Annotated in this window: 16 protein-coding genes; 1 reads left to right on the forward strand and 15 read right to left on the reverse strand. The window is 33.1% G+C overall.

What is annotated here, in order from left to right; translation table 11 throughout:
- Positions 1-10: 10 nt before the first annotated feature.
- From C8E03_RS02830 to C8E03_RS02870, 9 genes are all read right to left on the reverse strand, one after another.
- Positions 11-1072 (reverse strand): U32 family peptidase, encoded by a 1062-nt coding sequence (locus C8E03_RS02830; RefSeq protein ID WP_146212295.1) that lies wholly within the window; start codon positions 1070-1072, stop codon positions 11-13.
- Between the two features lies 1 nt (position 1073).
- The gene (locus C8E03_RS02835) at positions 1074-2315 is read right to left on the reverse strand and encodes a pyridoxal-dependent decarboxylase (RefSeq protein ID WP_170122876.1); all 1242 of its coding nucleotides are present in this window, start codon (positions 2313-2315) and stop codon (positions 1074-1076) included.
- 273 nt (positions 2316-2588) lie between these two features.
- A complete protein-coding gene (locus tag C8E03_RS02840; RefSeq protein WP_094378739.1) occupies positions 2589-3944 on the reverse strand; it encodes an MATE family efflux transporter in 1356 nt (451 codons plus the stop codon).
- A gap of 16 nt (positions 3945-3960) precedes the next feature.
- Positions 3961-4674 carry a class I SAM-dependent DNA methyltransferase gene (locus tag C8E03_RS02845; protein ID WP_094378737.1) on the reverse strand — a complete coding sequence of 238 codons (714 nt, stop codon included), beginning with the start codon at positions 4672-4674 and terminating at the stop codon, positions 3961-3963.
- 420 nt (positions 4675-5094) lie between these two features.
- Positions 5095-5274, reverse strand: coding sequence for a 50S ribosomal protein L32 (gene rpmF, locus C8E03_RS02850; protein ID WP_094378735.1), 180 nt, complete (start codon positions 5272-5274; stop codon positions 5095-5097).
- 70 nt (positions 5275-5344) lie between these two features.
- On the reverse strand, positions 5345-5869 hold the full coding sequence (locus C8E03_RS02855; RefSeq protein WP_094378733.1) for a YceD family protein: 525 nt from the start codon (positions 5867-5869) through the stop codon (positions 5345-5347).
- 206 nt (positions 5870-6075) lie between these two features.
- Positions 6076-7269, reverse strand: a complete 1194-nt coding sequence (locus tag C8E03_RS02860) for an acetate kinase (RefSeq protein WP_094378731.1) — start codon at positions 7267-7269, stop codon at positions 6076-6078.
- A 27-nt stretch (positions 7270-7296) separates the two neighbouring features.
- Positions 7297-8292 carry a phosphate acetyltransferase gene (gene pta / locus C8E03_RS02865; RefSeq protein WP_110290244.1) on the reverse strand — a complete coding sequence of 332 codons (996 nt, stop codon included), beginning with the start codon at positions 8290-8292 and terminating at the stop codon, positions 7297-7299.
- A gap of 248 nt (positions 8293-8540) precedes the next feature.
- Complete coding sequence (locus tag C8E03_RS02870) at positions 8541-8945, reverse strand: CBS domain-containing protein (protein ID WP_094378727.1); 405 nt, start codon at positions 8943-8945, stop codon at positions 8541-8543.
- Between the two features lie 231 nt (positions 8946-9176).
- On the opposite strand from C8E03_RS02870, the gene C8E03_RS02875 reads away from it, so the two are divergent.
- The gene (locus C8E03_RS02875; protein WP_094378725.1) at positions 9177-10424 is read left to right on the forward strand and encodes a nucleotidyltransferase; all 1248 of its coding nucleotides are present in this window, start codon (positions 9177-9179) and stop codon (positions 10422-10424) included.
- A gap of 34 nt (positions 10425-10458) precedes the next feature.
- On the opposite strand, the gene C8E03_RS02880 is transcribed toward C8E03_RS02875, so the two are convergent.
- The 6 genes from C8E03_RS02880 to C8E03_RS02905 form a co-directional block, all read right to left on the reverse strand.
- Positions 10459-11493 (reverse strand): FAD:protein FMN transferase, encoded by a 1035-nt coding sequence (locus C8E03_RS02880; RefSeq protein WP_110290245.1) that lies wholly within the window; start codon positions 11491-11493, stop codon positions 10459-10461.
- Positions 11490-11996 (reverse strand): Gx transporter family protein, encoded by a 507-nt coding sequence (locus C8E03_RS02885; protein ID WP_094378722.1) that lies wholly within the window; start codon positions 11994-11996, stop codon positions 11490-11492. The genes C8E03_RS02880 and C8E03_RS02885 overlap by 4 nt, the downstream gene beginning before the upstream one ends.
- A gap of 230 nt (positions 11997-12226) precedes the next feature.
- A complete protein-coding gene (locus tag C8E03_RS02890) occupies positions 12227-13591 on the reverse strand; it encodes a PFL family protein (protein WP_094379899.1) in 1365 nt (454 codons plus the stop codon).
- 24 nt (positions 13592-13615) lie between these two features.
- Positions 13616-13888: an ACT domain-containing protein gene (locus C8E03_RS02895; protein WP_094379901.1), complete on the reverse strand. Its 273-nt coding sequence runs from the start codon at positions 13886-13888 to the stop codon at positions 13616-13618.
- An 84-nt stretch (positions 13889-13972) separates the two neighbouring features.
- Positions 13973-14770 carry an MBL fold metallo-hydrolase gene (locus C8E03_RS02900; protein ID WP_094379951.1) on the reverse strand — a complete coding sequence of 266 codons (798 nt, stop codon included), beginning with the start codon at positions 14768-14770 and terminating at the stop codon, positions 13973-13975.
- Positions 14771-14792: 22 nt separating this feature from the next.
- Positions 14793-16445, reverse strand: coding sequence for a sensor domain-containing diguanylate cyclase (locus C8E03_RS02905; RefSeq protein WP_110290246.1), 1653 nt, complete (start codon positions 16443-16445; stop codon positions 14793-14795).
- Positions 16446-16448: the final 3 nt, after the last annotated feature.

Consider the following 16448-nt stretch of genomic DNA (forward strand, 5'->3'; position numbering starts at 1 on the left):
CATATCCCGTTTAGTAAATTCCGTTTACTGGTTCAAATATTAATCTTCCATTTTTCTCTTGACAATTCATTTCTCTATCTATATAAAATTGTTTATTATGATACAATTTTATAATCCAATCTTCACAATATTTGATTTCCTGTTGTAAATTATCGCAATCAGAATAATGCTGCAAAAACCCATCTAAACTGTTATTTGATATGAATATCCAATCTTCTGCTTTTAGTAAAGGATCAATACCTAACAAACGCATTAAATTTTCTTTAAATTCTCTGTTAAGATAAGTTTGAACTACTTCTTCCATCCAGGCTATTGGCTTAGAACGTCCTGTAATTTTGAAAAGATTAACGCCTAAGCTTTCGTATACATACAAATCTTCGGGTCTAATAAAATTTGCCATTAGAAGCTGATAAGGATTTTGTATTTTGATTAAATTACATTTTTCATGAAACTTTCTATCATCATTCCCCATTCCCAATTCGTTATAATGCTGCTCTCTATATGGGCATCTTCTCAAGCAGCTTTCATTCACCATAAGTTCTAATTGCATATTATTATTTTTTACATAATCTAAAACCTTTCTCAAATCCTTAAAATTTCTATTTAAGTCGTGGTGTGCAATGATTTTAGCCGGGGATATTGATAAATAAGATTTTACATCCTCTATTGTTTTTATTCCTGCAATTGTTGAAACGTTAATTCTAATATCGGGATATCTCTTTCTTATATATTGCATCAGTTCTTTGGAAGATATCGTTAAGGAATCTGCCTTAAACTCATTAATAATCCATTCCAGCTCCTCATCCAAAAACCTGCATGATTCTATTTCAATAGGTGTATTAATAAGATAAGCAAAAGAAATATTATGTTCATCTAAAATTCTCTTGATTTGCAAAGCATTTTCTTTTGTTGTATTATGAGCGATTGCTAAAGACCGTCCCTGAGGCGTAATCCCGTTTGATAACGCTCCATACATTTCTCCAATATGAATACCATTACTTTGTCTCAATCCAACTATTCTTTTTATACTTTCTAAATTCCATTGACATGGAACCGTCAACATAGTTTTCATCCTAGTTATCCTTTCTGTTTACTTGGCTTATACGTACAATATCCTCAATAAAATAGTCTAAACTTTCCTTTGTGACATGGGGCATAATATATATTTTGTAGCAGTAGTAATCTTGTCCTCTGTATTTAAGTATAAAACCATCCAGAATATATTTTTTTTCTAATTGATCAGATAATATTCCATCTTGTATACAATTAAAATGAATGCATACCATGTTGGTTCCTTGGTCCGATATTACTTCTATGAGGTTTTTGCTTAATAATTGTTTTACCAGATATTCCTTTAAAATGATTAATTTATTTAATTCACGCTTAAATCCTTCTTTTCCTAGATACTGAAACATAACCCAACATGTGGCGGCGGCGGCTCCGTTTCTTGAACTAATCAGTGTCTTATCATAAACCGTTTTAGCATACTTAATTGGAATAGCAATACTCTCTTGTAATGATTTTCTACAAATAAATATACCTGCTGAAAATGGAACATACCCCATTTTGTGTGGATCAACCGTTAACGATTTCACACTTTTGTATTTGAATATACCCTCATTTTCATGTAAAAAAGGAAACACCAGTCCACCTATTGCAGCATCTATATGAAAATAAAACTTAATACTATTTTCCATTTCATAATGTTGAATTAGCATATCTATCTTTTCTATATTATCTTTACTTCCAGTCATGGTATATCCCATTGTTGCAACAATTATAAAGCTTTTAACACCTAGGTTAATTTGGCTATTAATGATTGATTCCAGTTCGGCTAAATCCATTACATATTCGTCTGTATAAGAAATTGTTATTACATTGGATAAACTACATAAGCAACATGCTTTATCAATTGACTGATGGGTTAAATAGGACTTAATGACACAGCAATCCTTTCCCAATAATTCTTTTCCAATCCAAGTACCCATTATATTTCCTTCTGTTCCTCCAGAAGTCACATATCCATCCACAGTATCATCGCCATATAAGTCCCCTAGCATCTCAATCAATTCTTTTTCCATTTTTCTTGTTTGGTCTAATTGGGTAAATACATTAGAAAAAACACCTACATGATTTTCATTATATTCCAAATAATTTTTATACGTTTCCAATGCTATTGGATTCGGTATTGTTTGAGGATAACCCAAAAATACACTCTTTTCTTCAGAATTAATATAATTTTTTGGTGGATTCATATATGGCGTAAGCTTTTCTTTTGTTCTTCCTTCTTCAAGAAATTTCATCCTTTTATACATAAAAGCCCCTTCCTTTTTCATAAATACAAATCAAAATAAGCAGAAAAACGCAGCATTCAAGCCGTTTTAATGTTTATTTATATAGACAAATTATAACAACATTCATCTTTATTTTCAAGAAATTATTATCGCATCTTACGTTTTGTTTCGACTCATTTCAATTTTGCATATCTTAGTTCGACCTATTATGACTTTTATCATACGAATGATTGCCCATGCTGGACAAAAAAAACCAACAAAATCACATAGTGATATGTTGGTTCTGAATGCCTACTAAATATAATGATATATTTTTTTATATTTAATAATAAAAAAAACGGAAATAAATATTGTTGAAAACTCTGCTATTGGAACAGCTAACCATACACCAATTATTCCAAATAGCTTTGCTAAAATGATAATACCTATTGTTATAAATCCAAATGTTCTCAAAAACGAAATAATTGCAGATATTTTTCCATTAGATAACGCTGTAAACATAGAGGAAATAAAAATATTAATTCCACTAAACAAAAAGCTAAGTGGAAATACTAAAAATCCCTCTTTCGTAATCTTATACACAGATGTATGTGAAGGAGAAAATACCTCTGCCAGATTTGGTGCAAATATAAATAGTAATGCACATATTAAAATGGATGTACAAATGATAAACCGCAAACATATTGTTATGATTTTTTTAAGATTTTGTGAATTATTACTTCCAAAATTATAGCTTACTACTGGTGCGACTCCCATTGAAAAGCCAATATACAAAGTAGATGCAAAAAACTGAGTGTAAATCATTATTGTAATAGCTGCAACTCCGTCTTCTCCTGCTAATTTCATCATTGTAATATTAAACAAAAATGTTGTAATAGCTGCAGCTAATTGACTTACCATTTCTGACGAACCATTTAAGCAGCTTTTTGCTATTACCTTAAAATCCACAATTGGTTTATTAAAATATAAAGTACCTCTGTTAATTATAAAAAATGCAAAGCCAATAATGGATGGAATCAGATAACCAATACCAGTTCCCAGCGCTGCACCTTTCATGCCCCAATGAAGCAATACAATAAACAAATAATCTAAAATTATATTTGCAACTCCTGCACTAATGGATAAGAACATACCCAGACTTGGTTTTCCGGCTGTAACAATTAGATTTTGAAATAATACTTGCAGCATACTTGCAGGTGTAAAAAGCAATAGTATATATAAATAGTCTCTACAATATGGATATAAAGATGAACTTGCTCCAAGAGCGAATATAATAGAACGTAAAAAAATCAGTCCTACAACAGCAATCATACAACCAATTACGAAACCCACTAATATAATTAGTGTAAAGTCCTGTCTTGACCTTCTATCTTCTCCTGCTCCCATTTTACAGGCTACAATAGCACTCCCTCCTGTCGCTAACATAGTCCCCAGACCTACAATAAAATTATTCAACGGACAAATAATATTCATCGCAGATAATGCGTCCGTATTAATAAATCGCGCTACAAATATAGTATCAACAATAGTATATAATCCCATAAAAATCATCATTAAGATAGTAGGAAATGCAAATTTTAATAATTGATAAACTGTAAATTCTTTTGCCAATGCATTATTGTTGCTGCATTCGTTAATTGTATCTATCATGATATTTTCTCCTCTACTATTTTCTGCATATAAAAGCTCCCATACGAAAATCTATCTTTGATAATCTTTTTACCATATGAAAGCCAGCCTTTTTGATTGCAGATAAATATTCTTTTTCTGTGAATAATGTAATTTGCTGCTTACTTTTATATTGATCAATTTTGCCATGATTGCTAATCAGATGATACATATCTACATCTACCTTTTTATTACTTATTCTTTTTACAGACTCCATATAGCAAAATTTAATAGTTTCAGTCTCTCCTGATCCATGATAAATATTTTCCTCAAAAGTTTCCTGCGTATCCCAAGGTGTTAATATTAAAATCCCCCCATTTACCAAGCATCTAAAAGTACATCTTAAACCATTGACTAATTCATTATAATCATTAGCAAATCCAATACTGCCAAAAAGATTTACTGCAACACCATATGTTTCATCCAACTCAAAATCAAACATATTTTTTTTGTAGAACTTACAATTTGGCATTTTCTGAATTGCCTTTTTTAGCATAGCCTCACTTAAGTCCATTCCTTCTATTTCAAAATTACTTGATAAATTTTTAGTCTGTTCTCCTGTTCCGCATCCCATATCCAAAAGCTTATTATTTCCGGATATATTAAATTCTTTAGAAATAGATATAATTTTTTCAGCCTCTTTTTTGTATTCTTCTTCATCAATATACATTGCATCATAATAAGACGCAATCGTATCGAAATCTGCATTCATAATGTATTTTCTTCCTCCTTTATAACTTATTTTTTTCTATAGAAACTTTGTAATTGAAGAATAGATTACAAATGGTAAACTATCTATATATAACTTTTATTGACTATATTGATAAACATTTTTTATCTTATCATACATATTCAAAAAATAAAAGTGGAATACGAAAATTACAAAAAAATAACCCTGATAGAATTATCAAGATCATTGTTCCCTTTACTACACTCAGATAATCTCTTACCTTTTGATTTGTCGTACCATATTTTACGTGTCAGTGCTAATTTACTTGAAATGGTTAAGCTAGATTGTGCTGATATTGTTAAAGAAATAAATTGATGTTACAAATAGGTAAAATTAGATTTTATAACAAAAAACAAGGGATGATATTGTTTCAAACCCTTGTCTTTACTAGCTTTTAGCTAACTAATCAACTGAAATAATTTCTTTTTTGTTGTAAGATCCGCAAGCCTTACAAACTCTATGAGGCATCATTAAAGCACCGCACTTGCTGCATTTTACTAAATTTGGAGCACTCATTTTCCAATTAGCTCTTCTTTTATCTCTTCTCGATTTAGAAGATTTATTCTTTGGACAGATAGACATGGTCACACCTCCTTATTATTCAATAAGTTTCAAAAGTATTATTGAATGATTCCAATTCAATAATATTGAACTATTGCTTAGAATTGTTAAATATATCACGGATAACTGCCATTCTTGGATCTAACTCTGCCCGATCACAGCCGCATTCCCCAAGATTGAGATTTGCACCACACCTATTACATATTCCCTTGCAAGAATCTTTACAAAGAACTTTCATAGGCCAGTTAATTAAAATCTCAGCGTAAATCAATTTATCTACGTCAAGATCATATCCCATAATATAATCTTTTTCATCCAGCTCATTTTCCCTATTTTCTTCAATTAAGCCCAGATTTACATCTTTAGTGACATCAATATGAAATTTCGTTTTAACAGGCTCTAAGCAGCGGTCACAAGGAATGGAAACAGTTAAATCTGCTTTTGCTTCAATCGTAATGTTTTTATTTCCTACATTCGTAAGGAGCAAATTTACATCACTTTTAAATACAATTTCAAATTTACCTGATTTAATATCAAAAAAATCCATTTCTAATGGCGCTTTCGTCTGTATTACTTTATCTTCATAGGCTAAAACGTCTGTCAATTTTATTAGCATAATAGTCTCCTATACACACTTGTATTATTATACCTACCTTGTGTTGCTTTGTCAACATCTTTTATAAATTTAAGCTCACAATTATTCGTGAGCTTAAATTTTCTATACTATCGAAATATATTCTTACTACAAAATAAAATTCGCTCTGTGCATATTCAAATACCATTTACATATTTAGCTATTTAAAACACACAAGCCCTGATACTTTATTTTGTAACTAATAATAATGTCTCTCTTGCAATTGCAAGTTCTTCATTCGTTGGAATCAATAAAACCTTAACCTTAGAATCAGAAGTGGAAAGTGTTGCTTCCTTACCTCTTACTGATGATGAAGCTTCATCGTATTGTACACCTAAATAACCAAGATATTTACAAACTTCTTTTCTAACGATACCATCGTTTTCACCCACTCCTGCTGTAAATACAATTGCATCTACACCATTCATAGCTGCTGCATATCCTCCAACTATTTTTGCTACCTGATAGCAGAAAGCTTCTCTTGCTAATTTAGCTTTTGCATTTCCTTCTTCCGCTGCATTCTCAAGATCTCTGAAATCACTGGAAAGTCCAGAAACTCCATAAACTCCTGATTCCTTATTTAAAATATTCATAATTGCATCAATGTCCAGATTTTCCTTTTTAGCAATAAATTCCATGATAGCTGGGTCAATATTACCTGAACGGGTTCCCATCATAACACCTTCAAGAGGAGTCAGCCCCATAGAAGTATCAACGGATTTACCGCCATTTACTGCACAGATACTTGAACCGTTACCTAAATGGCATACAATAGTCTTTAAAGATTCAAGCGGTTTTCCTAAATACTCTGCTGTTCTCTTAGATACAAAGCTATGGCTGGTACCGTGGAATCCATATCTTCTCACCTTATATTGCTCATAATATTTGTACGGTATTCCGTAAATATATGCTTCCTCAGGCATTGTCTGATGGAATGCAGTATCAAAAACAGCTACCATTGGCGTATTTGGCATTAAAGCTTTACAAGCTTCGATACCAATAATGTTTGCTGGATTGTGAAGTGGTGCTAAATCATTGCATTCTTCTACTGCTTTCATAACTTCTGCTGTAATTACAGTTGAGCTTGCAAATTTTTCTCCACCATGTACCACTCTATGACCAACTGCACCAACCTCATCTAAGCTCTTAATCACACCTGTTTTGGCATTCATTAATGCATCAAGTACCATTTGAATGGCCTCTTTATGTGTAGGCATTGCTGCCTCTGTTATTTCTTTTTCTTTGCCTGCTGGCTGATATACTAATCTTCCATCAATACCAATTCTCTCGCAAAGTCCCTTTGCTAATACAGCCTCTGTGTCAGAGTTAATTAATTGAAACTTAAGTGATGAGCTTCCACAATTTATTACTAAAATATTCATTTGAATTTCCTCCTTATGTTTAATTGACTAATTTGCCTGTGCCTGCACTGCTGTAATTGCTACTACACCCACGATATCATCTGCATTACAACCTCTAGATAAATCATTTACCGGCTTAGCAATTCCTTGTGTAACTGGTCCATAAGCCTCTGCCTTAGCTAATCTTTGAACTAATTTATAACCGATATTTCCTGCATCCAAATCAGGGAATACTAATACATTGGCACGCCCGGCTACCTTGCTTCCCGGTGCCTTAGACTGACCAACACTTGGAACAATTGCAGCATCTAACTGTAATTCTCCATCAATCTCAATATTCGGATACAGTTCCTTTGCAATTTTAGTTGCTTCAACTACCTTGTCAACATCAGCATGCTTTGCACTTCCTTTTGTAGAATGGGAAAGCATCGCAACAATCGGTTCTTCTTGTACCAATAACTTAAATGATTCTGCTGAAGAAGCTGCTATTGCTGCTAATTTCTCTGGGTCAGGATTCTGCTCTAGACCTGCATCTCCAAAAATAAAGGTTCCATTTGCACCAAACTCACAATCTGGAACAACCATTAAAAAGAATGCAGAAACTAATTTGGTACCTGGCTTCGTCTTAAGAATCTGTAAACATGGTCTTAAGGTGTCTGCTGTTGAATGGCACGCACCTGATACCATTCCATCTGCATCACCTAATTTAACCATCATTACACCGTAGTATAAATAATTCGATAACAATATTTCTCTAGCCTGTTCCTGTGTCATTCCTTTACTCTGTCTTAATTCTACCAGTTTATCAATGTATGTAGATGTTTTTTCAGAAGTAGCTGGATCAACAATAACTGCTCCTGATATATCTAATCCTTTACTTCCTTCTTCAACAGCATCCTTGCTGCCAACTAAAACTACATTGGCTATCCCTTCTTTTAATATGGCAGCCACCGCCTCATAAGTTCTGCGATCCTCAGTTTCCGGCAACACAATCGTTTGCTTGTCTACTTTTGCACGTTCCTTAATAGTGTCAATAAATCCCATTGTGGTAAGACTCCTTTCATGTGTATCTTATTATTTTTTCCTCATTCATCGAGGTTTATTCACCAGTGTGTATTACTATTCTCAGTAAAAAAGCATAATTCGCCTTAAAAATAGAAAATATCTATTTATTACCTCAAATTATGTCTTTATCACGCTTAATTTCATTATACTACTAATGTTTATTGTATACAAGAAGTATTTTTTTTAGAACATTTAATTAAAATTTTAACAATCTTTTTTACCAGATCTTACTTTTGAAAACATTGCTTTGATAAATATTGTATAATATCCTTTCTTGTAACCAAACCTATAAAAACCTCTTGATCATCTATAACCGGTATAAAATTCTGATACAATGACATGTCCATCAAATCCTCAATATTTGCATCAATATTAACCGGCTTATTATTTACCCTTCGCTTAATATCAAGTATGGATATATGCTCTAAATCACTTATTTTGTTCAAATCATTAGCCAAAGTCCATAAGAAATCTCCCTCTGTAACAGTACCTTTATATTTTCCATCTCTGTCTATCATAGGAATTGCCGTATATCCATAGTGCTTCATCTTTTCCAGTGCTTGCCTTACTGTAAAATCACTATATATGTAAGCCGTATCACTTTTAGGTATCAAAAAAAACAATATATTCATTTGAAATTCCTCTCTAACTCTAACAATTTATTCCTTTTTATTATAACTCTTTTTGCACTATAACAACATACTTTCTCAATTTATTTAACATAAGTTTCACATGATTTTTAAATAAAATACAATTTGCTTTAATTTATATTCCTGTCAACCATATTAATTTCCTTGACTTGCGCTACTCATGTGTTATAGTATATGCAAATATATTTTTAGAAAGAGAGGATTCCCTATAGCATGAAAATAGTGGGTCTTATTACAGAATACAATCCCTTTCACAATGGGCACTTATATCATATTAAAACTGCCAAAAAATTAACAGATGCCGACTATGTAGTTGTTGTTATGAGTGGCAATTTTCTACAGCGTGGTACTCCTGCCATTATTGATAAATACAGCCGTACTCGTATGGCATTAGCCAGTGGGGCAGATCTAGTCATTGAACTGCCCTGTGCTTATTCCACGTCAAGTGCAGAATTCTTTGCATCAGGATCGGTCGCTTTGCTTAGCCAAATGGGATGCATTGATTATTTATGCTTTGGCAGTGAATGTGGTGATACTGAAATTCTAAAAAAGATTGCTTTCATCCTAGCCGATGAGCCATTGACCTTTAAGGAGTTGCTGAAAAAATATCTAAAAGAGGGGCTTTCCTTTCCTATAGGAAGAAAAAAAGCACTTCTTGATTACATGGCCGATACGACAATGACAAAAGAAGAGCTTGAGCCCATTTTATCGGAACCTAACAATATTCTGGCAATTGAATATATCAAAGCGCTGATTAAGCAAAATAGTAAAATTATTCCTCTGGCTATTAAACGAGTCGTATCCGGCTATCATGATAGTTTAATTAAAGACAAGATATGCTCCGCTACAGCCATTCGCACAGCCTTTCAAACAAGTGGCTTAAATAGCTTTAGGGAACAGGTACCCTCTTATGTTTTTGACATTTTATCTGAGGCATATAACAGAACTTTTCCAATATATCCAAATGACTTTTCTTCTTTATTAAAGTATCGCCTGCTCCTTCAAAATTCAAAACCTTTTCAGGCATATTGGGACGTTTCCGAATCTCTTGCAAATACCATTACAAGAATGCTTTCTCAATTTAAAAATTATGAGGACTTTGCCAACTTATTAAAAAGTAAACAATACACTTTTACAAGAATCAATCGCAGTCTGATTCACATTCTATTAAACCTAGAAGCAGATACGATTCACCAATTTATAGAGCATAACTATGCTCTATATATACGAATCCTTGGGTTTAGGAAATCCTCTACCCCCTTACTGACTGCCATCAAAGCAAACTCTGGTATCCCAATTATCAGCAAGCTGGCTGATGCCAAAAATCACTTAACACAGTTAGGACTTCTTATGTTGGAACAAGACATTTTAGCGTCTGATATTTATAATACCATTGTCATTGATAAATTTGACTTTAGCATTCCAAATGAATTTCAACAACAAATTGTTATCTTTGAATAAAGCAATCAGCGCATTTAAATTGAACGCTGCTTGTTTATTCTATTATTTTATAATCATCTTTTAAAATTGTAATACTATCCTTTAATTTTTGACTTACCATGACATTTTTATCGGAATCAACAAATATAGCCTCGGCATCGTAATACTCCAGTAACGGCAAACTTTTGTCATATCCTAATATAAAGCATGCCGTCGATAATGCATCACTTAGAACACCAGAATCACTTACAATAGTTACTGAAATCAAACCACTCTCACTTGGATAACCTGTTTTAGGGTCTAAAATATGATGATAGCGTTTTCCATCCTGTATAAAATATTTTTCATAATCGCCTGAAGTCGAAACGAAGCAAGCATCATGAAATGATAAAGCAGCAAAAACGTCTTGCTGTTCTCCTCTTGGATCTGTAATACCTACTTTCCAATTTGAAGAATCCGGCTTGCTTTTATAGACAAGAATACTTCCACCTACTGAAATAACTGCCCCATCTACATTCCCCTTTTGATCAAAGTATTGTTTGATTTTATCACATGCAATTCCTTTACCAATTGCACCAAGATCAATACTTGAATTAGCAGGTAACGAAACACCTTCATCTGATACGATTAACTTATTAAAATCTACATCCTTTAGAAGTGCTTGGATTTCCTCATCGCGTGGAACCTTGGGATTATCCCCTTCAATATCCCATAATCTTGATATTTTTCCTATTGTAATATCTAAGGCTCCGTCACTATGATTGCCAACATCAATTGCAGTAAGTAAATCTGCTCTCACATCATCTGATACATTTACTGCTCCCACTCCAGCCATTGCATTGATTTTTGCTATTTCTGATGATTGAATTCTCCATGATAACATATTATCTTCAATATCAACTATCAGATTTAATACCTCTTGGGTATCATCAGAATCTGCATAAATAGTCTGATTAATAACCGTTCCCATGGCAAAGTCTACACTCGTATACGCATCTGAATTCTTTGCTGAACAACCTGTTAAGCCAATCCATGTAATTACACCTATTAGTAATATTTTAAATGTAAAATTATTTAACTTTCTTTTCACTCTGAACTCCTATTTTGAAATACATTCACTCTGTCTATAATTATCTGGCTGATTATCCCAATTATGATTCCCGCAATAATTCCCGAAAGAAACAAAACAGGTAAATAATATATTATCGCTTTTGTATGCAGTAGTAAAGCCGCCGCAATAATTTGACCCACATTATGCATAACTGCGCCTGATACACTGATTCCAACATTAGAAAATTTATTTGTTTTCTTTAATAATAACATTACAAGAAGACTCAGTACCGAGCCTGTAATACTAAAAATCATAGCAAATAATTTGCCAAACATAAATGTAGTTAAAATAATTCTCAACTCAGTAATTAAAATTGCTTCCTTTTTTCCCAAAACAGATAAAGCTATTATTGTAGCCGAATTGGCAAGTCCCAATTTAATACCCGGTACTGCCATATTAATTGGAAACGTTTGTTCAATATACCCGGCAAGCATTGCAACACCTATTAACATTCCACAGGATACAATATCCCTTGTTTTCATAATTTAATACCTAGTCTCAAGCAATATATGTACATATTAGTTGAGGCGCAAACTCAGAGGGTTTCAATTATGTGTTTGCATTTATCCTTTCTTTAAAATTTTCCATCCTTAGTTCCATAGCAGGCTCTATAGGCTGAATTAATAAATCTTATCCTCATGTCATGAATTAAGAGCCTCCACAGCTTATTGCTGTAGAAACTCTTTATACTAATTATGCTTGAAAACTCGATTTAATTTTTAAAGCTATGAATTGGCGCTGGTATACGTCCTTTACGATTTACAAAAGCATCGCATGAGAACTGATTCACAGGCATAATAGGTGCATAACCAAATAACCCACCAAATTCAACTGTCTCCCCAACATCTTTTCCAATAACAGGAATAATTCGAACAGCAGTTGTCTTCTGATTGATCATTCCAATCGCCATCTCATCCGCAATAATTCCTGATATTGTTGTTGCTTTAGTGCTCCCCGGAATAGCTATCATGTCGAGTCCAACAGAGCAAACACATGTCATTGCCTCTAATTTTTCCAGAGTTAATGCACCAGCTAATACTGCATCAATCATTCCTTGATCTTCACTTACAGGAATAAACGCACCACTTAATCCCCCTACATAGGAAGATGCCATCACACCGCCTTTTTTAACCTGATCGTTTAATAATGCCAATGCTGCAGTAGTTCCTGGGGCACCTGCATATTCCAGTCCAATTTCACATAGAATATCAGCCACACTGTCACCTATTGCCGGTGTTGGCGCCAAAGATAAATCCACAATTCCAAATGGTACACTTAAACGTTTGGATGCTTCTTGTGCCACTAATTGACCTACTCTCGTTACTTTAAATGCAGTTCTCTTAATTGTTTCACATAACACTTCAAAACTTTCACCACGAACCTTTGATAAGGCTGTCTTAACAACACCAGGACCGCTAACTCCAACATTAATAATAGCGTCTGCTTCTGTTACACCATGAAATGCACCTGCCATAAATGGATTATCATCAGGGGCATTACAAAATACTACCAGCTTCATACATGATACAGAATCTATTTCTTTTGTCATTTCTGCTGTTTCCAACAATATCTCACCCATCAATCGGACAGCATCCATATTGATTCCTGTCTTTGTAGATCCAAGATTCACAGAACTGCAAACTCTTTCTGTTGTTGCCAATGCCTTTGGAATGGAGCGAATTAACAATTCATCAGACGCTGTCATTCCTTTTGAAACAAGTGCTGAATACCCACCAAGTAGATTTACACCAACTTCAACAGCTGCTTTATCTAGCGTTTTCGCTATCGTTACAAAATCGTCTATAGTTTTACAGGCAGCAGCACCAATTAAAGAGATCGGAGTAACTGATATTCTTTTATTTACAACGGGAATACCATATTCTTTTTCAATCTCATTTCCGACTTTAACCAAATCCTTGGCAGTTGTTGTTATCTTTTCATATATTTTTCTATTTAATTCTTCTAAATCAGAATCAATGCAATCCAGCAAACTGATTCCAAGGGTAATAGTTCTCACATCCAAATTCTCTTGTTCTATCATCTTATTGGTCTCATTGACCTCAAACATATTAATCATATTAGTTAAGTCCTCCAACTTTTGCTAAATTCGGTGCATCTTATTAAAAATATCTTCATGCTGGCAAGTAATCTTAACCCCGATTTCCTCTCCAATTTTATCAAGTTCAACAGCCATGTCACCAAAAGATTTGGATGATTTGTTTGCATCAACAATCATCATCATATTAAAATAATCCTGTACGATTGTTTGTGATATATCTAAGATATTAATGTCATTTCCAGCCAGGTAGGTACAAACCTTAGCAATGATACCTACGGTATCTTTTCCAACTACTGTTATAATTGTCTTTTTCATATTAATCTCCTCTTTTTCGTTATTGTATCATTCTGTACAGTTGATTCATAAATTACTATGTTAAATTTAACCGATCCCTCTGTACTATATTGCTATGAGTTCAGATACTGAGTCTCTTTTTGCTACGGTTATAGAAAAATCACCTGGCTTATACGAGGTTTCACCCATTGATATTTCAAGCCTTACTGTTTCGTAAGCAAGCTCTTCATAATTGTTCTCTTTGCTAAGATGTCCTAAAACCACTGCTTTTAGCTTATCACTAAGCAGCCTGCAAAGTAATCTGCCAGACAATTCATTTGACAGATGTCCTTTATCACCTAAAATACGCTGTTTTAAATAATACGGATATGATCCGACTTGCAGCATGTTGATATCGTGATTCGCTTCTAATAATAATACATCTAAATCCTTTAAATTGTCTATAGTATAATCATCATATTTTCCTAAATCTGTTGCAACAGCGATTGATTTCTCACCGCGTGAAATTCGATAAGCAACCGGCTGCACTGCATCATGAGACACGGTAAACGGATGTACTGTCAACTCATCCACCTGAAATTCCTTATCTGCTTCAATTTCTCTAAACAATTCATCTGGTATCGCACCTAACGATTTTGCACTTTTTATTTCACGAATAGTTCCTTTGGTCGCATAAATTGGAATACCATATCTTCTGGAAACCACACCCAATCCTCCAATATGGTCTGAATGCTCGTGTGTGATTAATATTCCATTCATATCCGCAGTTTTTAAGCCTATTTGATTTAGACCATTTTCGATTCTTTTTCCACTAATTCCTGCATCTATCATCAGGTGAGTATTTGAAGAACCAACATATATACAATTACCACTGCTTCCGCTTGTTATACTACATAAATTCATGTTTGCCTCCTTTTGTATAGCCTTATTCATACTCTCCGTCAAATGTAATGCATCCTCTTCCACTTATCTTAGAATGATACATGGCCTTATCTGCTCTGTCAAGAAGCTCGGCGGGATTATCACATGTCGTCGGATATGCCGCTGCGCCAATGCTGATATCCACAAAAAGAGTACTGCCTCTGTATTTTATTTTTGTTTCCTTAATTTTGGTATGTAACTGATTCGCCAGTTGATGCAGCTTATTAATTGATTTTTCTTTACAAACTATAACAAATTCCTCTCCTCCGTAGCGTGCAGCAAAACCATGATTTTTCTCTGCAACTTCTTTGGCCGCATCAGCACAAACCCTAATTACTTCATCACCAAATAAATGGCCATATGTATCATTTACTTTCTTGAACTTATCAATGTCAAATAAGATTACAGTTAATGAACCTTTATTCAAAACGATATCAGATATATATTCATTGATTTTTTGTATCATATATGTCCTATTAAATATACCAGTCAAACCGTCTTTCATTGCCATGTTTTCCATTTTAGTATATATTCTTGCATTCATTAATGCAATTGAAAATTGTGTGCTTACTCTTTCAAAAAAACTCATATTATTCAAAAAATAATCATTTGTGTCTTTACCGATCACAAGCATACCAAGCCAATTTTCTTCATTTACCAAAGGATAAATCAACAATGATTTAATATTCATACCCTCTAAAAAATCATATCTTTTCATATCAACCTGATTATCTACAAATGGTTCTCTGAAATCTTGAAAGCATTTGATCAAACTACCATCCTCAATATGAGAATTAAAATGTTCCATTTTTATACTTTCACAAATAGCACGACTATTATACTGATAGCTTTCATCATATTCGTTCTTTACAATAATACTGCATAAGTTAACAACCAAGGCTTCTGAAAGACTCTCAGATATTAGCTTCATTAGATTACTTATTTCTAAAGAGGAAGATATATATTGCTGAATCAGATTTTCAACAAGCATTTCAGAATTTTCGTGACTTAGCCTCTCATATGCATTTTCTAAAGACTTCTCAGTATCCAAATTATCTAACTTAACATTTTGTTTCATGATAAATAATTCATTTCTTAATCTTTTCATTTCTAGATTATTTTCAGCAAATATATGTGAAATTAAAGTTATCATAACTAGCATGTAAGTAAATAGAATCAAATTAAAAAGAATCAAATGTATGATAAAACTCCAATGACTCATTTGTATGATTTTGACACAATCGGCAATCAACATTGGAAGTAAAATAATAAAAAACATAATAAGCTTGTGCCTAAATCTAAAAATATCTGTTAAATATAAAATTTGTATGACCAATGCAACAAAAAAAAGCATAGAAAGTAAAGCGACATAAATTCTGTCCGAATGAATGATTACATTAACACTTGACCACATAGCCATAGGTGTTCGAATCACCTGAATGATTTGAAAATTATTGTTATAATTTTTTCTGGAATAAGCAAAGTCCAATATAATTAACACTGAAATTAGTACCCTGGAAATTACGTCAAACAAGTCTCCTAGATAACAATTATTTACAGCCGCCCTCACTACATAATATAGGACAAATAATACCCAATATATAAAACGAATTTTTGCAATATATGTATGAATTTTAATAATTTTTGAAGAATTCACCTT

It is taken from the genome of Lachnotalea glycerini (assembly GCF_003201285.1).
In the GTDB taxonomy this organism is placed as follows: domain Bacteria; phylum Bacillota; class Clostridia; order Lachnospirales; family Lachnospiraceae; genus Lachnotalea; species Lachnotalea glycerini.

What these genes read in the sequence shown, in the direction of transcription:
- C8E03_RS02830 (WP_146212295.1), bottom strand. Translation starts at nt 1,072, where the DNA reads ATGAAAACTATGTTGACGGTTCCATGTCAATGGAATTTAGAAAGTATA.
- C8E03_RS02835 (WP_170122876.1), bottom strand. Translation starts at nt 2,315, where the DNA reads ATGTATAAAAGGATGAAATTTCTTGAAGAAGGAAGAACAAAAGAAAAG.
- C8E03_RS02840 (WP_094378739.1), bottom strand. Translation starts at nt 3,944, where the DNA reads ATGATAGATACAATTAACGAATGCAGCAACAATAATGCATTGGCAAAA.
- C8E03_RS02845 (WP_094378737.1), bottom strand. Translation starts at nt 4,674, where the DNA reads ATGAATGCAGATTTCGATACGATTGCGTCTTATTATGATGCAATGTAT.
- rpmF (WP_094378735.1), bottom strand. Translation starts at nt 5,274, where the DNA reads ATGTCTATCTGTCCAAAGAATAAATCTTCTAAATCGAGAAGAGATAAA.
- C8E03_RS02855 (WP_094378733.1), bottom strand. Translation starts at nt 5,869, where the DNA reads ATGCTAATAAAATTGACAGACGTTTTAGCCTATGAAGATAAAGTAATA.
- C8E03_RS02860 (WP_094378731.1), bottom strand. Translation starts at nt 7,269, where the DNA reads ATGAATATTTTAGTAATAAATTGTGGAAGCTCATCACTTAAGTTTCAA.
- pta (WP_110290244.1), bottom strand. Translation starts at nt 8,292, where the DNA reads ATGGGATTTATTGACACTATTAAGGAACGTGCAAAAGTAGACAAGCAA.
- C8E03_RS02870 (WP_094378727.1), bottom strand. Translation starts at nt 8,945, where the DNA reads ATGAATATATTGTTTTTTTTGATACCTAAAAGTGATACGGCTTACATA.
- C8E03_RS02875 (WP_094378725.1), top strand. Translation starts at nt 9,177, where the DNA reads ATGAAAATAGTGGGTCTTATTACAGAATACAATCCCTTTCACAATGGG.
- C8E03_RS02885 (WP_094378722.1), bottom strand. Translation starts at nt 11,996, where the DNA reads ATGAAAACAAGGGATATTGTATCCTGTGGAATGTTAATAGGTGTTGCA.
- C8E03_RS02890 (WP_094379899.1), bottom strand. Translation starts at nt 13,591, where the DNA reads ATGATTAATATGTTTGAGGTCAATGAGACCAATAAGATGATAGAACAA.
- C8E03_RS02895 (WP_094379901.1), bottom strand. Translation starts at nt 13,888, where the DNA reads ATGAAAAAGACAATTATAACAGTAGTTGGAAAAGATACCGTAGGTATC.
- C8E03_RS02900 (WP_094379951.1), bottom strand. Translation starts at nt 14,770, where the DNA reads ATGAATTTATGTAGTATAACAAGCGGAAGCAGTGGTAATTGTATATAT.